Below are 15269 nucleotides of genomic sequence, written 5' to 3'. Positions count from 1 at the left end.
GTAGCAGATGGCTAAACAACCGGGATTAGATTTTCAAAGTGCCAAAGGTGGCTTAGGCGAGCTGAAACGCAGACTGCTGTTTGTAATCGGTGCGCTTATTGTGTTCCGTATTGGCTCTTTCATTCCGATCCCTGGTATTGATGCCGCTGTACTTGCCAAACTGCTTGAGCAACAGCGAGGCACCATCATTGAGATGTTTAACATGTTCTCTGGTGGTGCTCTCAGCCGTGCTTCTATCTTTGCTCTGGGGATCATGCCGTATATTTCGGCGTCGATCATCATCCAGCTGCTGACGGTGGTTCATCCAACGCTGGCAGAAATTAAGAAAGAAGGGGAGTCTGGTCGTCGTAAGATCAGCCAGTACACCCGCTACGGTACTCTGGTGCTGGCAATATTCCAGTCGATCGGTATTGCTACCGGTCTGCCGAATATGCCTGGTATGCAGGGCCTGGTTATTAACCCAGGCTTTGCATTCTATTTCACCGCTGTTGTAAGTCTGGTTACAGGGACCATGTTCCTGATGTGGCTCGGCGAACAGATTACTGAGCGCGGTATCGGTAACGGTATCTCAATCATTATCTTCGCTGGTATCGTTGCGGGACTCCCGCCAGCCATTGCCCATACTATCGAGCAAGCGCGTCAAGGCGACCTGCACTTCCTCCTGTTGCTGTTGGTTGCAGTATTAGTATTTGCAGTGACGTTCTTTGTTGTATTTGTTGAGCGTGGTCAACGCCGCATTGTGGTAAACTACGCGAAACGTCAGCAAGGTCGTCGTGTCTATGCTGCACAGAGCACACATTTACCGCTGAAAGTGAATATGGCAGGGGTAATCCCGGCAATCTTCGCTTCCAGTATTATTCTGTTCCCGGCAACCATCGCGTCATGGTTCGGGGGCGGGACTGGTTGGAACTGGCTGACAACAATTTCGCTGTATTTGCAGCCTGGGCAACCGCTTTATGTGTTACTCTATGCGTCTGCGATCATCTTCTTCTGTTTCTTCTACACGGCGTTGGTCTTCAACCCGCGTGAAACAGCAGATAACCTGAAGAAGTCCGGTGCATTTGTACCAGGAATTCGTCCGGGAGAGCAAACGGCGAAGTATATCGATAAAGTAATGACCCGCCTGACCCTGGTTGGTGCGTTGTATATTACCTTTATCTGCCTGATCCCGGAGTTCATGCGTGATGCAATGAAAGTACCGTTCTACTTCGGTGGGACCTCACTGCTTATCGTTGTTGTCGTGATTATGGACTTTATGGCTCAAGTGCAAACTCTGATGATGTCAAGTCAGTACGAGTCTGCATTGAAGAAGGCGAACCTGAAAGGCTACGGCCGATAATTGGTCGCCCGAGAAGTTACGGAGAGTAAAAATGAAAGTTCGTGCTTCCGTCAAGAAATTATGCCGTAACTGCAAAATCGTTAAGCGTGATGGTGTCATCCGTGTGATTTGCAGTGCCGAGCCGAAGCATAAACAGCGCCAAGGCTGATTTATTCGCATATTTTTCTTGCAAAGTTGGGTTGAGCTGGCTAGATTAGCCAGCCAATCTTTTGTATGTCTGTACGTTTCCATTTGAGTATCCTGAAAACGGGCTTTTCAGCATGGTGCGTACATATTAAATAGTAGGAGTGCATAGTGGCCCGTATAGCAGGCATTAACATTCCTGATCAAAAACACGCCGTGATCGCATTAACTTCGATCTTCGGTGTCGGCAAAACCCGTTCCAAGGCTATTTTAGCTGCGGCGGGCATCGCTGAAAATGTTAAGATCAGTGAGCTGTCTGAAGAACAAATCGACACGCTGCGTGACGAAGTTGCCAAATTTGTCGTTGAAGGTGATCTGCGCCGTGAAATCAGCATGAGCATCAAGCGCCTGATGGATCTTGGTTGCTATCGCGGTTTGCGTCATCGTCGTGGTCTCCCGGTTCGCGGTCAGCGTACCAAGACCAACGCACGTACCCGTAAGGGTCCGCGCAAACCGATCAAGAAATAATCGGGGTGATTGAATAATGGCAAAGGCACCAATTCGTGCACGTAAACGTGTAAGAAAACAAGTCTCTGACGGCGTGGCTCATATCCATGCTTCTTTCAACAACACCATCGTGACTATTACCGATCGTCAGGGTAATGCGCTGGGTTGGGCAACAGCCGGTGGTTCCGGTTTCCGTGGTTCTCGCAAATCCACTCCGTTCGCAGCTCAGGTTGCAGCAGAGCGTTGCGCAGAAGCCGTAAAAGAATACGGCATCAAGAATCTGGAAGTTATGGTCAAAGGTCCGGGTCCGGGTCGCGAATCTACTATTCGTGCTCTGAACGCCGCTGGTTTCCGCATCACTAATATTACTGATGTGACTCCGATCCCTCATAACGGTTGTCGTCCGCCGAAAAAACGTCGCGTATAACGCTACGTTTTCCAGGTTAGTTGGAGAAAGAAAATGGCAAGATATTTGGGTCCTAAGCTCAAGCTGAGCCGTCGTGAGGGCACCGACTTATTCCTTAAGTCTGGCGTTCGCGCGATCGATACCAAGTGTAAAATTGAACAAGCTCCTGGCCAGCACGGTGCGCGTAAACCGCGTCTGTCTGACTATGGTGTGCAGTTGCGTGAGAAGCAAAAAGTTCGCCGTATGTACGGTGTGCTGGAGCGTCAATTCCGTAACTACTACAAAGAAGCAGCACGTCTGAAAGGCAACACCGGTGAAAACCTGTTGGCTCTGCTGGAAGGTCGTCTGGACAACGTTGTATACCGTATGGGCTTTGGCGCCACTCGTGCTGAAGCACGCCAGCTGGTTAGCCATAAAGCAATCATGGTAAACGGTCGTGTTGTTAACATCGCTTCTTATCAGGTTAAAGCGAATGACGTTGTTAGCATCCGTGAGAAAGCGAAAAAGCAATCTCGCGTGAAAGCCGCTCTTGAGCTGGCTGAACAGCGTGAAAAGCCAACCTGGCTGGAAGTTGATGCTGGCAAGATGGAAGGCACGTTCAAGCGTCAGCCTGAGCGTTCTGATCTGTCTGCGGACATTAACGAACACCTGATCGTCGAGCTTTACTCCAAGTAAAGCTTAGTACCAAAGAGAGGACACAATGCAGGGTTCTGTGACAGAGTTTCTAAAACCGCGCCTGGTAGATATCGAGCAAGTGAGTTCGACGCACGCCAAGGTGACCCTTGAGCCTTTAGAGCGTGGCTTTGGCCATACTCTGGGTAACGCACTGCGCCGTATTCTGCTCTCATCGATGCCGGGTTGCGCGGTGACCGAGGTTGAGATTGATGGTGTACTTCATGAGTACAGCACCAAAGAAGGCGTTCAGGAAGATATCCTGGAAATCCTGCTCAACCTGAAAGGGCTGGCGGTGAGAGTTCAGGGTAAAGATGAAGTTATTCTTACCTTGAATAAATCTGGCATTGGCCCTGTGACCGCAGCCGATATCACCCACGACGGTGATGTCGAAATCGTCAAGCCGCAGCACGTGATCTGCCACCTGACCGATGAAAACGCAGCTATCAGCATGCGTATCAAAGTTCAGCGCGGTCGCGGTTATGTGCCGGCTTCTTCCCGAATTCATTCGGAAGAAGATGAGCGCCCGATCGGCCGTCTGTTGGTCGACGCCTGCTACAGCCCTGTAGAGCGTATTGCCTACAATGTTGAAGCAGCGCGTGTAGAACAGCGTACCGACCTGGACAAGCTGGTCATCGAAATGGAAACCAACGGCACCATCGATCCTGAAGAGGCGATTCGTCGTGCGGCAACCATCCTGGCTGAACAACTGGAAGCTTTTGTTGACTTACGTGATGTACGTCAGCCAGAAGTTAAAGAAGAGAAACCAGAATTCGATCCGATCCTGCTGCGCCCTGTTGACGATCTGGAATTGACTGTCCGCTCTGCTAACTGCCTTAAGGCAGAAGCTATCCACTATATCGGTGATCTGGTACAGCGTACCGAGGTTGAGCTTCTTAAGACGCCTAACCTGGGTAAAAAATCTCTTACCGAGATTAAAGACGTGCTGGCCTCCCGTGGACTGTCTCTGGGCATGCGCCTGGAAAACTGGCCACCGGCAAGCATTGCTGACGAGTAACCGGATCACAGGTTAAGGTTTTACTGAGAAGGATAAGGTCATGCGCCATCGTAAGAGTGGTCGTCAACTGAACCGCAACAGCAGCCATCGCCAGGCTATGTTCCGCAACATGGCAGGTTCACTGGTTCGTCATGAAATCATCAAGACGACCCTGCCTAAAGCGAAAGAACTGCGTCGCGTAGTTGAGCCGCTGATTACTCTTGCCAAGACTGATAGCGTTGCTAATCGTCGTCTGGCATTCGCCCGTACTCGTGATAACGAGATCGTGGCAAAACTGTTTAACGAACTGGGCCCGCGTTTCGCGAGCCGTGCCGGTGGTTACACTCGTATTCTGAAGTGTGGCTTCCGTGCAGGCGACAACGCGCCGATGGCTTACATCGAGCTGGTTGATCGTTCAGAGAAAGCAGAAGCTGCTGCAGAGTAATCTGTAGTAACGTAAAAAAACCCGCCTCGGCGGGTTTTTTTATATCTCCCCTTCCCCCATCTCTCTACAATAGTTGTATTCCTTCTGCTCATTTCGGAGTGCTGTCATGTGGTTAGTCGACCTGTGGGCAGAGCGTCACATCGCTGATGCCCAGCGTAACGGTGAGTTCGATAATTTACCCGGGCAGGGCGAGCCTTTGACGCTGGACGACGATTCGGCTGTCCCTGAAGAGCTACGCTCAGGTTATCGCTTGTTGAAGAACGCGGGCTGTTTGCCACCAGAGCTTGAGCAGCGTAAAGAAGCAATGGCGTTGGCTGATCTGCTGAAAGGCATTCACAAAGAAGACGAACGCTATCACGAATTAAGTCGTCGACTCGCGTTGATGGAACTGAAATTGCGCCAGGCTGGCATAAGTACCGATTTTCTGCGTGGAGAGTACGCTGAAAAATTGATGAATCGGTTTAATGAGGAGTAACCATCCATGTATCGCATTGGTGAACTGGCAAAGCTTGCAGGCGTGACCCCCGATACCATCCGCTACTATGAAAAGCAGCAGATGATGGATCATGAAGTTCGTACCGAAGGCGGATTTCGCCTGTATACCGGAAACGATCTTCAGCGCCTGAAGTTTATTCGCTATGCCCGCCAACTGGGTTTTACCCTTGAGGCGATCCGCGAACTGCTTTCTATTCGTGTTGACCCTGAACATCACACCTGCCAGGAGTCCAAGAGTATTGTCCAGGCGCGCCTCAGCGAAGTTGAGTCACGCATTGAAGAGCTACAATCAATGCAACGATCGCTTAAGAAACTGAATGATGCCTGCTGCGGAACCGCACATAGCAGCGTTTATTGCTCTATCCTTGAGACGCTGGAGCAGGGGGCTGACAACAATATTAAAGGCTGTTGAATTTATCACCGTTCGGATCTACACTCGCGCCGTATAATTACCCATCAGGAGAAAATGATGAGCCGCTATCAACACACCAAAGGGCAAATTAATGATAACGCCATTGAGGCACTGCTGCATGACCCGCTGTTCAGACAGCGCGTTGAGAAGAATAAAAAAGGGAAAGGAAGTTATCTGCGCAAAACCAAACATGCAAAACGGGGTAACTGGGAGGCCAGTGGCAAACAAGCGAATCGCTTCTTTACCACTGGCCTTCTGCTTTTAGCGGCGTGATTAAGAACGGTTATTCTGTTCTTTCAGCAGGTCGCGGATTTCAGAAAGCAGTACTTCTTCTTTCGACGGAGTTGGATCCGCAGCCGGTTCTTCTTTCTTACGATTCAGTTTGTTGATCAGTTTGATCGCCATAAAGATAGCGAAAGCGACGATCACAAAATCAAAGACATTTTGAATGAACACGCCGTAGTGCATCACTACAGCCGGAACATCTCCCTGCGCGTCGCGTAACGTCAGCGCAAATTGTTTAAAGTCGATCCCGCCAATTAATAAGCCCAACGGTGGCATAATAATATCGGCAACTAATGACGATACAATCTTACCGAACGCCGCACCAATAATGACACCCACCGCCAAATCAACAACGTTTCCACGCATCGCGAATTCGCGAAACTCTTTAATAATGCTCATGTTATTCTCCTTGTGCCAGCTGACGTTTATAAGTTTAACAAATGTTTATGTAATTTCCATTATTAACAATAATTCAGCCGTACAGATTTAGCCTTAAATAATAAAGGGTTAATAAAAAAGCGTTCCGTAGAACGCCTTTTGTAATTAAAGGAAGAAGGGACTTGGCTGGAACAATCGTTCGACATCGGTAATAAATTTTTTGTCCGTCAGGAACATAATTACATGGTCCCCTTGCTCAATGCGTAAATTATCATTGGCGATCATGACATCATTACCGCGCACGATCGCGCCGATGATGGTACCCGGTGGGAGTTTTATCTCATCAATAACTCGGCCGACAACGCGCGATGTGCTTTCATCACCATGCGCAACGGCTTCGATCGCTTCAGCGACCCCGCGACGCAGGGAAGAAACGCCGACAATATCGGCTTTACGCACGTGGCTCAGCAGGGCGGAAATAGTGGCCTGCTGCGGCGAAATCGCGATATCAATCACGCTCCCCTGCACAAGGTCTACGTAAGCGCGGCGTTGGATCAACACCATCACTTTTTTCGCGCCCATCCGCTTGGCCAGCATCGCGGACATAATGTTCGCTTCATCGTCGTTGGTGACGGCAATGAACAGATCAACCTGATCGATATGTTCTTCTGCCAGCAACTCTTGATCCGATGCATCGCCAAAGAAGACGATCGTATTTTGCAGCTTCTCTGCCAGTTCAGCAGCCCGCTGTTGATCGCGCTCGATCAACTTCACGCTATAGTCTTTTTCCAGCCGACGCGCCAGACCCGCGCCGATGTTACCGCCACCGACCAGCATGATGCGTTTGTACGGTTTTTCCAGACGCTGTAATTCGCTCATGACGGCGCGAATATGCTGGGATGCCGCGATAAAGAACACTTCATCCCCAGCCTCCACAATGGTTGAACCCTGTGGGCGGATCGGCGTGTCGTGGCGGAAAATGGCCGCAACACGCGTATCGATATGTGGCATATGGTCGCGCATGGTAGAGAGCGCATTACCCACCAGCGGCCCGCCGTAATAGGCTTTCACCACGGCGAGGCTCACTTTCCCTTCAGCGAAGTTCACCACCTGCAGCGCGCCTGGGTATTCGATCAGGCGATAGATGCTATCAATAACCAGTTGCTCAGGCGCAATCAGGTGATCGATAGGCACCGCGTCAGTATTGAACAGTTTCTCCGCGTCACGAACGTAGTCGGGTGAGCGAATGCGGGCGATACGGTTTGGTGTGTTAAAGAGGGAATAGGCGACCTGGCAGGCCACCATATTGGTTTCGTCCGAGCTGGTTACGGCAACCAGCATATCGGCGTCGTCGGCACCGGCCTCACGCAGCACACGTGGATGAGAACCATGTCCCTGGACGACGCGCAGGTCAAATTTGTCCTGCAAACCACGCAGACGTTCGCTATTGGTATCCACAATAGTGATGTCGTTATTCTCTCCGACCAGGTTTTCAGCCAGCGTACCGCCTACTTGCCCTGCGCCCAGAATGATAATTTTCATCAGTCGCGACCCGTTATCTCATCATTTTTTGATTAGCTTAGCGTAAAAGAAGCCATCGCCTTCTTCTGCGCCAGGTAAATTCTGTTTGCCGGGCTGTTCTGGCGTGCCGGTTTCACTCAACACGGCATCCGGTGTGCGTTGCAGGAAGGCTGCAATTTGCTCGCTGTTCTCTTCCGGTAGAATGGAGCAGGTCGTGTAGACCAGCGTGCCGCCAGGTTTGAGGTGCGCCCAGGTCGCAGTGAGGATCTCAGCCTGTAACTGGGCCAGTTCCGGAATATCGCGATCGCGGCGTAGCCACTTAATATCCGGATGACGGCGTACAACACCCGTTGCCGAACATGGCGCATCAAGAAGAATGCGATCAAATTGCTGTTCACCACACCATTGCTCAGGGAAGCGGCCATCACCCTGTTTCACCGTCGCTTTCATGCCCAGGCGCTTCAGGTTGTCATAGACGCGCGACAGGCGTTTTTCATCCACATCGACGGCCATAACATTGGCCTCAGGCGCCACTTCCAGAATGTGGGTCGTTTTGCCGCCGGGCGCGGCGCAGAGGTCGAGGATCTGCTCGCCATTTTCGGGTTGTAGATACGTCATGCAACCCTGGGCGGAGGCATCCTGAACGGTTACCCAACCTTCATCAAAGCCCGGTAGCGCATGCACCGGCGCCGGTGTTTCGAGGCGTACGGCATCCGGGTAGTCCGCGTGCGGGAAGCCGGTTAATCCAGCTTCTGCCAGCAGCGTCAGCCATGCGTCGCGTGGGTGATGATTACGGTTCACGCGTAGCCACATCGGCGGGCGCTGGTTGTTGGCCTCAAGAATGGCTTCCCACTGTTGCGGGTAGGCTTTTTTGATGCGTTTTACCAGCCAGGAAGGGTGCAGGTAGCGTACCTCTGTCTGCGCAAATTCGGCCTGTAGCTCATCCTGTTGACGCTGAAACTGACGCAGTACGCCATTGATCAACCCCTTCAACTGCGGACGCTTAATGGCCACTGCACCTTCTACCGTTTCCGCCAGCGCAGCGTGAGGTGGAATGCGCGTATACAACAGTTGGTAGAGACCGACCATAATCAGGTAGTGGAGGGTACGCTGCTTACCCGTCATCGGGCGCGACATCAGCTTGTGAATGAACCATTCCAGCTGAGAAAGCGTGCGCAACACGCCAAAGCACAGCTCCTGGAGCAAGGCTTTGTCTTTATCGGACACTTTTTGCTGCATGGCGGGCAGGACGTTACTTAACGATTGCCCCTGCTCGACAACTTGCTCGACGGTTTGCGCCGCCAGACTGCGTAAATTGATGTTTTTTTTCATAACCGCAAAAATAAAAATGCCCGGCGACACCGGGCTTAAAAAAGAGAGTGACCGTCAGGCAAGACGGTTTCCGGGAATAAACCACTCCCGGCGCGAATTCAGGAGATCCTGCACGCCCATGGCTTTTTTACCCGCCGGCTGCAGAGAGAGCAGGTTAAGAATGCCCTCGCCGGTTGCCACCTGAATACCCTGGCGATTGGCTTCCAGAATGGTGCCTGGTGCCGCGCTCGTTGGGGTATTGATGACTGACGCCTGCCAGATTTTCACAGGCTGTTCATCAATCACGATGTAGCTCATCGGCCACGGATTAAAGGCGCGGATGCAGCGCTCAAGTTGTGCCGCGCTGAGCGACCAGTCAACGCGCGCTTCTTCTTTACTGAGTTTCTCAGCATAAGTGACCAGCGCTTCATCCTGAACTTCAGGTTTAGCGGTGCCAGCGGCGAGTTGAGCCAGCGTATGCAGCAGCCCTTGTGGGCCCAGGTCGGCCAGCTTATCGTACAGGCTGCCGCTGGTATCGTCGGCAGTGATTGGGCAGGAGAGCTTATGCAGCATATCGCCCGTATCAAGGCCAACGTCCATCTGCATGATGGTCACGCCGGTTTGGGCATCGCCTGCCCACAGCGAACGCTGAATAGGCGCAGCGCCACGCCAGCGCGGCAGCAGGGAACCGTGCACGTTAATGCAGCCCAGTCGCGGCATATCCAGCACGGCTTTTGGCAGGATTAACCCATAAGCCACCACGACCATGATGTCGGCCTGTAAATCGGCAACCAGCTGTTGATTTTCTTGAGGACGCAGCGAACCCGGCTGGAATACCGGCACGCCTTTCTCTTCGGCCAGCACTTTTACCGGGCTCGGCATCAGTTTTTTGCCGCGTCCCGCCGGGCGATCGGGCTGAGTAAATACGCCCACTACCTGGTGTTCAGACGACAACAGCGCGTCAAGATGACGCGCTGCAAAATCGGGGGTACCCGCAAAGATGATACGTAGTGAATCAGACACGTTGATCCTTATCCTTAGGCACGCGCGTTCAGGCGATCCAGTTTCTCGACTTTCTGACGAATACGCTGTTGTTTCAGCGGGGACAGATAATCGATAAACAATTTACCGACTAAATGGTCCATTTCGTGTTGGATACAGATAGCCAGCAGGCCGTCTGCTTCCAGCTCGAACGCTTTACCGTTACGGTCGAGCGCGCGGATTTTCACCTGCTCGGCACGCGGCACCAGCGCACGCTGTTCCGGAATCGACAGACAACCTTCTTCAATACCGGTGTCGCCGTGTTTCTCCAGCAGCTCCGGGTTGATCAGCACCAGTTGCTCATCGCAATTCTCAGAAACATCAATCACGATAATGCGCTGATGAATGTCCACCTGTGTTGCCGCCAGGCCAATACCTTCTTCAGCGTACATAGTTTCGAACATATCATCGACGATACGCTGAATTTCTGCATTCACTTCTTCAACCGGTTTAGCGACTTTGCGAAGACGCTCGTCCGGAATATGTAACACTTGCAAAACTGCCATAAATCTCCAGAGTTCTGTTCAGGAGTTGGAAAGAATATTATCTCTATTCTAGACAAAACCCCCTCTAATTGACAGCATCAGTGACCAATCGCAAAGATTGCTGATGCCGCTTGTGGCAAGGGGAAAAGGATGTCACCTACAGAGATATGGCTTCGCCTGATAAAGGTAAACGATCTATACGGCGACAGGATGCAAAACATCGCCGATACCCTGATTTGTGAAGCGACAGTGACGTTGAAAAACCTGCGCGACGTTGGGTTAACCGCGAAGCAGGCGGCGCGTTTTTTTTCGATGACAGCGCAAGAGGTTAGCGAAAGCGAGCACTGGCTCTCGCAGCCTGATAATCACCTGCTGCTGGCCAGTTCGCCTCTCTACCCCACAGCGCTGCGGGCCATCAGTGATTACCCGGCCGCGCTTTTCGTTCGCGGAAACCTGTCGCTGCTGAGTTCTGATCAACTGGCGGTGGTCGGTAGCCGGAGCTTCTCATGGTACGGCGAACGCTGGGGGCGCGTGTTTTGCGAAGCCTTTGCGCAGCAGGGCGTGACCATCACCAGCGGACTTGCGCTGGGGATTGATGCGGTTGCTCACCGCAGCGCATTACGTATGGCGGGTAAAACCATCGCCGTATTGGGTAATGGCCTGAGTCACATCTATCCACATCGGCATCGCCAGCTGGCGGATGACATTGTGGCGTCTGGCGGCTCGCTGGTCTCGGAGTTTCCCCTCGCGATGACGCCGTTGCCGCATAATTTTCCTCGGCGTAATCGCATTATCAGCGGCCTCAGCCGTGGTGTGCTGGTGGTTGAAGCGGCGTTGAAAAGTGGTTCGCTGGTGACGGCGCGTTGTGCAGCGGATCAGGGGCGGGAAGTGTATGCGATTCCTGGGCCTCTGGGTAACCCGGGCAGTGAGGGGCCGCACTGGTTGATTCAACAGGGCGCGATATTAGTCACAACGCCTGAAGATATTCTTGAAACACGGCAAATTGCGCTTTTTCAGTCCGCAAATGCGCAGGATACGTCAAAATATTCACCAGATCAGGATTCTGTAGCATTGCCATTTCCTGAGCTCCTGGCTAACGTAGGAGATGAGGTAACACCTGTTGACGTCGTCGCTGAACGTGCCGGCCAACCTGTGCCAGTGACCGTGGCTCAGCTACTCGAACTGGAGTTAGCAGGATGGATCGCAGCTGTACCCGGCGGCTATGTCCGATTAAGGAGGGCATGCCATGTTCGACGTACTACTGTACTTGTTTGAAACTTACATCCATAACGAAGCTGAAATGCGCGTGGATCAGGATAAACTGACACGGGATCTCACCGAGGCAGGTTTTGAACGTGAGGACATTTTCAACGCGTTGATGTGGCTGGAGAAGCTCGCTGATTATCAGGAAGGGCTTGTCGAACCGATGCAGTTGGCTTCCGATCCGCTTTCTGTTCGCATCTTTACGGCGGAAGAGAGCCAGAGACTGGATGCCAGTTGTCGGGGATTCTTGTTATTCCTGGAACAGATTCAGGTGCTAAACCTCGAAACGCGAGAAATGGTGATTGAACGCGTGATGGCTCTGGATACCGCAGAGTTCGAACTGGAAGATCTCAAATGGGTGATTCTGATGGTTCTGTTCAATCTTCCGGGGTGTGAAAACGCGTATCAACAAATGGAAGAATTACTCTTCGACGTGAATGAAGGTATGCTGCACTAATTCGATGATGCAGCAGTAAGAGTTGTTATGGCCAAATCAGCACTCTTTACAGTGCGTAAAAATGAGCCCTGCCCGCAGTGCGGGGCTGAACTGGTAATACGGTCCGGCAAGCATGGGCCGTTTCTTGGTTGTTCCCATTATCCAGAGTGTGACTATGTCCGTCCCCTGAAGAGTCAGGCGGATGGACATATCGTCAAAATTCTGGAGGGGCAGTTGTGCCCGGAATGTGGCGCCGAGCTGGCGCTCCGTCAGGGGCGTTTTGGGATGTTTATTGGTTGCAGCCAGTATCCGGCCTGCGAGCATACCGAACTTATCGACAAACCTGATGAAACGGCTATCGCCTGCCCACAGTGCCAGCAAGGGCATCTGGTTCAGCGGCGTTCACGCTATGGCAAAACGTTTCACTCCTGCGATCGCTATCCGGAGTGTCAGTTTGTGCTTAACTTCACCCCTGTTGCGGGCGAGTGTCCAGAGTGTCATTACCCGCTACTCATCGAAAAGAAAACGGCGCATGGCCTGAAACGCTACTGTGCCAGTAAACAATGTGGAAAGCCGATCCCGGCGGAATAAATCAGTGAATAATAACCTGCCATCAGAAACCGTACAGCGTGCGGTTGTCGCTCTGAAGAATAAAGAAGTCATCGCTTACCCAACCGAAGCTGTGTTTGGCGTCGGTTGCGACCCTGACAGTGAAATCGCCGTTCATCGTCTGCTGGAACTCAAACAACGCCCGGTTGAAAAAGGGCTGATTCTGATTGCGGCAAGCTTCGAACAACTGAAACCGTATATTGATGATGCCGCGTTAACTGCCGCACAGCGTGATGCCGTATTTGCCTGCTGGCCTGGACCGGTCACGTTTGTGTTCCCGGCTAAAGCCACAACCCCCGACTGGCTGACGGGGCGCTTTGACTCCCTCGCGGTGCGCGTCACCGATCATCCGGTGGTCATCGAACTTTGCAATGCGTACGGTAAACCGTTGGTCTCGACCAGTGCGAACCTTACCGGCCAGCCGCCGTGCCGCACAACAGAAGAAGTTCGCCAGCAGTTTGGCGATGCGTTCCCGGTGGTGGATGCGCTGACCGGTGGTCGACTCAATCCATCTGAAATCCGTGATGCCCTGACGGGCGAACTTTTCCGCCAGGGGTAACTCATGGAAACCTATGCTGTCTTTGGTAACCCGATTGCGCACAGCAAATCGCCTTTTATTCATCAACAGTTTGCGCAGCAGCTGAACATTACTCATCCTTATGGGCGCGTGCTGGCGCCGCTTGATGATTTTGTTAACACGCTCAACGCCTTCTTTGCACAAGGGGGGAAGGGGGCGAACGTCACCGTACCTTTTAAAGAAGAAGCGTTCGCCCGGGCAGATGAGCTGACCGAGCGCGCTGCGCTGGCAGGGGCGGTAAATACGCTCAAGCGACTGGAAGACGGGCGTTTGTTGGGGGATAACACTGATGGCATCGGTTTGCTGAGCGACCTTGAGCGCCTCTCCTTTATCCGACCGGGGCTACGAATTCTGCTGCTGGGGGCGGGCGGCGCGACGCGCGGTGTCCTGCTGCCGCTGCTCTCGATGGATTGCGCCGTCACCATTGCCAACCGTACCGCATCCCGTGCGCAAGAACTGGCGCAGCTTTTTGCGCATACGGGCAGCGTTCAGGCATTGGGGCTGAATGCGCTGGAAGGGCATGAGTTTGATTTAATTATCAATGCAACATCAAGCGGCATTAATGGCGAGATCCCTGCGATCCCGGCATCGCTGATTCATCCTTCTCTTTATTGCTACGACATGTTTTATCAGAAAGGGGATACACCGTTCCTCGCCTGGTGTCGTCAGCATGGGGCAAAACAGTGTGCCGATGGATTAGGTATGCTGGTGGGGCAGGCGGCGCATGCGGTATTGCTCTGGCATGGCGTGCTGCCGGAAATCGAACCGGTGATTGAACAGATGAAGCAGGCGTTGCGCGAATGAATCAGGCCATTCAGTTTCCTGACCGCGAGCACTGGGATGACAACCAGTGTGCAGTCTGTTTTCCGGCGCTGGTGCAGGGCATGCAATTAATGTGTGCCATCCGCCGCGAAACGATGATCGCCCGTTTTGGCGGCGAAACGCCTCAGGCATGGGTAGCGCTGTTTCAGGAAAATCGCTGGGACCTGGAAGAGGAAGCCAGCGATCTTATCCGCGACCAGCAGGAAGATAATCAGGGTTGGGTCTGGTTATCCTGATTCAGATAATCATCTTTCCATTTCACGTAGTTGTTGGCCGAGTATTTCAACCCTTCCAGTTCAGACGCTTTTAATGGGCGGATCTGTTTAACCGGGCTGCCCAGATAAAGATAGCCACTTTCCAGGCGCTTATGCTGCGGCACCAGACTACCCGCGCCAATCATGACGTCATCCTCAACCACCACGCCATCCAGCAAGATAGACCCCATCCCGACCAGAACCCGATTGCCCACGGTGCAGCCGTGTAGCATCACTTTATGCCCAACCGTGACGTCGTCGCCAATGATGAGCGGATTACCGTCCGGGTTATGAGTCGATTTATGGGTCACGTGGAGAACGCTACCGTCCTGGATATTGCTGCGCGCGCCAATCTGGACATAATTAACATCGCCACGAATGGCGACCAGCGGCCAGATACTGACATCATCGCCAATACGAACGTCGCCAATCACTACGCTTGTGGGATCAATCAGCACGCGAGCGCCAATGGTTGGGAAAAGATCTTTATAGTGGCGCAAGTTTGCGGCCATGATTACCTCTTTAAAACGATCGTTTTAGGGAACAGACGATCATTATTGCCCCGATTTCGCGGTTTCTCACCTCAAAATTTAAGCAAATTGCGCAGTTAGAAGGCAAAGAGTTTGAAAAAACAGCAGTCAGAAAAAAAGATCTAAAAAGGCCTTGTGCTAAGAAGCAAACTCCCTATAATGCGCCTCCATCGACACGGCGGATGTGAATCACTTCACACAAACAGCCGGTTCGGTTGAAGAGAAAAATCCTTGAAAATGGGGTTGACTCTGAAAGAGGAAAACGTATTATACGGGACCTCGCAACGGTGAGCGTAAAGCCGCGTTGCAACTGCTCTTTAACAATTTATCAGACAATCTGTGTGGGCACTCAATGATACGG

General features: G+C 52.3%; 22 protein-coding genes. 16 read left to right on the top strand and 6 right to left on the bottom strand.

Going from position 1 to position 15269, the window contains the following annotated elements:
• Nucleotides 1–7: 7 nt before the first annotated feature.
• From secY to ACWWFX_RS23685, 10 genes are all read left to right on the top strand, one after another.
• A complete protein-coding gene (gene secY, locus ACWWFX_RS23730) occupies nucleotides 8–1339 on the top strand; it encodes a preprotein translocase subunit SecY (RefSeq protein ID WP_015962746.1) in 1332 nt (443 codons plus the stop codon).
• Between the two features lie 31 nt (nucleotides 1340–1370).
• Nucleotides 1371–1487, top strand: a complete 117-nt coding sequence (gene rpmJ / locus ACWWFX_RS23725) for a 50S ribosomal protein L36 (protein WP_000868187.1) — start codon at nucleotides 1371–1373, stop codon at nucleotides 1485–1487.
• Between the two features lie 146 nt (nucleotides 1488–1633).
• Nucleotides 1634–1990 carry a 30S ribosomal protein S13 gene (gene rpsM / locus ACWWFX_RS23720; RefSeq protein ID WP_149464956.1) on the top strand — a complete coding sequence of 119 codons (357 nt, stop codon included), beginning with the start codon at nucleotides 1634–1636 and terminating at the stop codon, nucleotides 1988–1990.
• A gap of 16 nt (nucleotides 1991–2006) precedes the next feature.
• Entirely contained in the window at nucleotides 2007–2396 is a 390-nt protein-coding gene (rpsK, locus tag ACWWFX_RS23715) for a 30S ribosomal protein S11 (protein ID WP_002919257.1), read from the top strand.
• Nucleotides 2397–2429: 33 nt separating this feature from the next.
• Entirely contained in the window at nucleotides 2430–3050 is a 621-nt protein-coding gene (rpsD, locus tag ACWWFX_RS23710; RefSeq protein ID WP_002919224.1) for a 30S ribosomal protein S4, read from the top strand.
• A gap of 25 nt (nucleotides 3051–3075) precedes the next feature.
• Entirely contained in the window at nucleotides 3076–4065 is a 990-nt protein-coding gene (locus ACWWFX_RS23705; protein ID WP_015962747.1) for a DNA-directed RNA polymerase subunit alpha, read from the top strand.
• Between the two features lie 40 nt (nucleotides 4066–4105).
• The gene (gene rplQ / locus ACWWFX_RS23700; protein ID WP_001216368.1) at nucleotides 4106–4489 is read left to right on the top strand and encodes a 50S ribosomal protein L17; all 384 of its coding nucleotides are present in this window, start codon (nucleotides 4106–4108) and stop codon (nucleotides 4487–4489) included.
• 106 nt (nucleotides 4490–4595) lie between these two features.
• Nucleotides 4596–4964, top strand: a complete 369-nt coding sequence (locus tag ACWWFX_RS23695; protein WP_015962748.1) for a DnaJ family domain-containing protein — start codon at nucleotides 4596–4598, stop codon at nucleotides 4962–4964.
• 6 nt (nucleotides 4965–4970) lie between these two features.
• The gene (gene zntR / locus ACWWFX_RS23690; RefSeq protein WP_473224919.1) at nucleotides 4971–5396 is read left to right on the top strand and encodes a Zn(2+)-responsive transcriptional regulator; all 426 of its coding nucleotides are present in this window, start codon (nucleotides 4971–4973) and stop codon (nucleotides 5394–5396) included.
• A gap of 57 nt (nucleotides 5397–5453) precedes the next feature.
• Nucleotides 5454–5669, top strand: coding sequence for an alternative ribosome-rescue factor A (locus tag ACWWFX_RS23685; RefSeq protein ID WP_015962750.1), 216 nt, complete (start codon nucleotides 5454–5456; stop codon nucleotides 5667–5669).
• Here ACWWFX_RS23685 and mscL read toward each other — a convergent pair whose 3' ends face one another.
• From mscL to def, 5 genes are all read right to left on the bottom strand, one after another.
• Complete coding sequence (gene mscL / locus ACWWFX_RS23680; protein ID WP_456146966.1) at nucleotides 5670–6080, bottom strand: large-conductance mechanosensitive channel protein MscL; 411 nt, start codon at nucleotides 6078–6080, stop codon at nucleotides 5670–5672.
• Nucleotides 6081–6224: 144 nt separating this feature from the next.
• A complete protein-coding gene (gene trkA / locus ACWWFX_RS23675; RefSeq protein WP_015962752.1) occupies nucleotides 6225–7601 on the bottom strand; it encodes a Trk system potassium transporter TrkA in 1377 nt (458 codons plus the stop codon).
• A 21-nt stretch (nucleotides 7602–7622) separates the two neighbouring features.
• Entirely contained in the window at nucleotides 7623–8912 is a 1290-nt protein-coding gene (gene rsmB, locus ACWWFX_RS23670) for a 16S rRNA (cytosine(967)-C(5))-methyltransferase RsmB (RefSeq protein WP_473224918.1), read from the bottom strand.
• A 54-nt stretch (nucleotides 8913–8966) separates the two neighbouring features.
• Entirely contained in the window at nucleotides 8967–9914 is a 948-nt protein-coding gene (gene fmt / locus ACWWFX_RS23665; protein ID WP_473224917.1) for a methionyl-tRNA formyltransferase, read from the bottom strand.
• Between the two features lie 14 nt (nucleotides 9915–9928).
• Nucleotides 9929–10438: a peptide deformylase gene (gene def, locus ACWWFX_RS23660; RefSeq protein ID WP_473224916.1), complete on the bottom strand. Its 510-nt coding sequence runs from the start codon at nucleotides 10436–10438 to the stop codon at nucleotides 9929–9931.
• Between the two features lie 129 nt (nucleotides 10439–10567).
• Here def and dprA point away from each other — a divergent pair, with 129 nt between their 5' ends.
• From dprA to ACWWFX_RS23630, 6 genes are read left to right on the top strand one after another with little or no spacing between them, the layout of a single operon-like run.
• Nucleotides 10568–11692, top strand: coding sequence for a DNA-protecting protein DprA (gene dprA / locus ACWWFX_RS23655; protein WP_473224915.1), 1125 nt, complete (start codon nucleotides 10568–10570; stop codon nucleotides 11690–11692).
• Complete coding sequence (smg, locus tag ACWWFX_RS23650; protein WP_015962757.1) at nucleotides 11664–12137, top strand: DUF494 family protein Smg; 474 nt, start codon at nucleotides 11664–11666, stop codon at nucleotides 12135–12137. Before dprA ends, smg begins: the two co-directional genes overlap by 29 nt.
• A 27-nt stretch (nucleotides 12138–12164) precedes the next feature.
• The gene (locus tag ACWWFX_RS23645; protein ID WP_108477155.1) at nucleotides 12165–12707 is read left to right on the top strand and encodes a DNA topoisomerase family protein; all 543 of its coding nucleotides are present in this window, start codon (nucleotides 12165–12167) and stop codon (nucleotides 12705–12707) included.
• A gap of 4 nt (nucleotides 12708–12711) precedes the next feature.
• On the top strand, nucleotides 12712–13284 hold the full coding sequence (gene tsaC, locus ACWWFX_RS23640) for an L-threonylcarbamoyladenylate synthase type 1 TsaC (RefSeq protein ID WP_473224914.1): 573 nt from the start codon (nucleotides 12712–12714) through the stop codon (nucleotides 13282–13284).
• Between the two features lie 3 nt (nucleotides 13285–13287).
• A complete protein-coding gene (aroE, locus tag ACWWFX_RS23635; protein ID WP_473224913.1) occupies nucleotides 13288–14106 on the top strand; it encodes a shikimate dehydrogenase in 819 nt (272 codons plus the stop codon).
• On the top strand, nucleotides 14103–14360 hold the full coding sequence (locus ACWWFX_RS23630; RefSeq protein WP_473224912.1) for a DUF1488 family protein: 258 nt from the start codon (nucleotides 14103–14105) through the stop codon (nucleotides 14358–14360). The genes aroE and ACWWFX_RS23630 overlap by 4 nt, the downstream gene beginning before the upstream one ends.
• Here the strand turns inward: ACWWFX_RS23630 and ACWWFX_RS23625 are convergent.
• A complete protein-coding gene (locus tag ACWWFX_RS23625; RefSeq protein ID WP_473224911.1) occupies nucleotides 14336–14890 on the bottom strand; it encodes a gamma carbonic anhydrase family protein in 555 nt (184 codons plus the stop codon). The two genes, ACWWFX_RS23630 and ACWWFX_RS23625, sit on opposite strands and share 25 nt — an antisense overlap.
• Between the last annotated feature and the right edge of the window lie 379 nt (nucleotides 14891–15269).

The sequence above is a fragment of the Pseudocitrobacter sp. 2023LY-00077 genome, from assembly GCF_055796175.1.
Note: the sequence above shows the minus strand (reverse complement) of the source record. Positions and strands in the feature narration are given on the sequence as shown.

Excerpts from the sequence above, each read along its gene's own strand:
- def (WP_473224916.1), bottom strand. The coding sequence starts at position 10,438 with ATGGCAGTTTTGCAAGTGTTACATATTCCGGACGAGCGTCTTCGCAAA.
- ACWWFX_RS23630 (WP_473224912.1), top strand. The coding sequence starts at position 14,103 with ATGAATCAGGCCATTCAGTTTCCTGACCGCGAGCACTGGGATGACAAC.
- ACWWFX_RS23705 (WP_015962747.1), top strand. The coding sequence starts at position 3,076 with ATGCAGGGTTCTGTGACAGAGTTTCTAAAACCGCGCCTGGTAGATATC.
- ACWWFX_RS23685 (WP_015962750.1), top strand. The coding sequence starts at position 5,454 with ATGAGCCGCTATCAACACACCAAAGGGCAAATTAATGATAACGCCATT.
- rpsK (WP_002919257.1), top strand. The coding sequence starts at position 2,007 with ATGGCAAAGGCACCAATTCGTGCACGTAAACGTGTAAGAAAACAAGTC.
- mscL (WP_456146966.1), bottom strand. The coding sequence starts at position 6,080 with ATGAGCATTATTAAAGAGTTTCGCGAATTCGCGATGCGTGGAAACGTT.
- ACWWFX_RS23695 (WP_015962748.1), top strand. The coding sequence starts at position 4,596 with ATGTGGTTAGTCGACCTGTGGGCAGAGCGTCACATCGCTGATGCCCAG.
- rpmJ (WP_000868187.1), top strand. The coding sequence starts at position 1,371 with ATGAAAGTTCGTGCTTCCGTCAAGAAATTATGCCGTAACTGCAAAATC.
- ACWWFX_RS23645 (WP_108477155.1), top strand. The coding sequence starts at position 12,165 with ATGGCCAAATCAGCACTCTTTACAGTGCGTAAAAATGAGCCCTGCCCG.
- secY (WP_015962746.1), top strand. The coding sequence starts at position 8 with ATGGCTAAACAACCGGGATTAGATTTTCAAAGTGCCAAAGGTGGCTTA.
- ACWWFX_RS23625 (WP_473224911.1), bottom strand. The coding sequence starts at position 14,890 with ATGGCCGCAAACTTGCGCCACTATAAAGATCTTTTCCCAACCATTGGC.
- smg (WP_015962757.1), top strand. The coding sequence starts at position 11,664 with ATGTTCGACGTACTACTGTACTTGTTTGAAACTTACATCCATAACGAA.
- rplQ (WP_001216368.1), top strand. The coding sequence starts at position 4,106 with ATGCGCCATCGTAAGAGTGGTCGTCAACTGAACCGCAACAGCAGCCAT.
- zntR (WP_473224919.1), top strand. The coding sequence starts at position 4,971 with ATGTATCGCATTGGTGAACTGGCAAAGCTTGCAGGCGTGACCCCCGAT.
- rsmB (WP_473224918.1), bottom strand. The coding sequence starts at position 8,912 with ATGAAAAAAAACATCAATTTACGCAGTCTGGCGGCGCAAACCGTCGAG.
- aroE (WP_473224913.1), top strand. The coding sequence starts at position 13,288 with ATGGAAACCTATGCTGTCTTTGGTAACCCGATTGCGCACAGCAAATCG.
- dprA (WP_473224915.1), top strand. The coding sequence starts at position 10,568 with ATGTCACCTACAGAGATATGGCTTCGCCTGATAAAGGTAAACGATCTA.
- rpsD (WP_002919224.1), top strand. The coding sequence starts at position 2,430 with ATGGCAAGATATTTGGGTCCTAAGCTCAAGCTGAGCCGTCGTGAGGGC.
- trkA (WP_015962752.1), bottom strand. The coding sequence starts at position 7,601 with ATGAAAATTATCATTCTGGGCGCAGGGCAAGTAGGCGGTACGCTGGCT.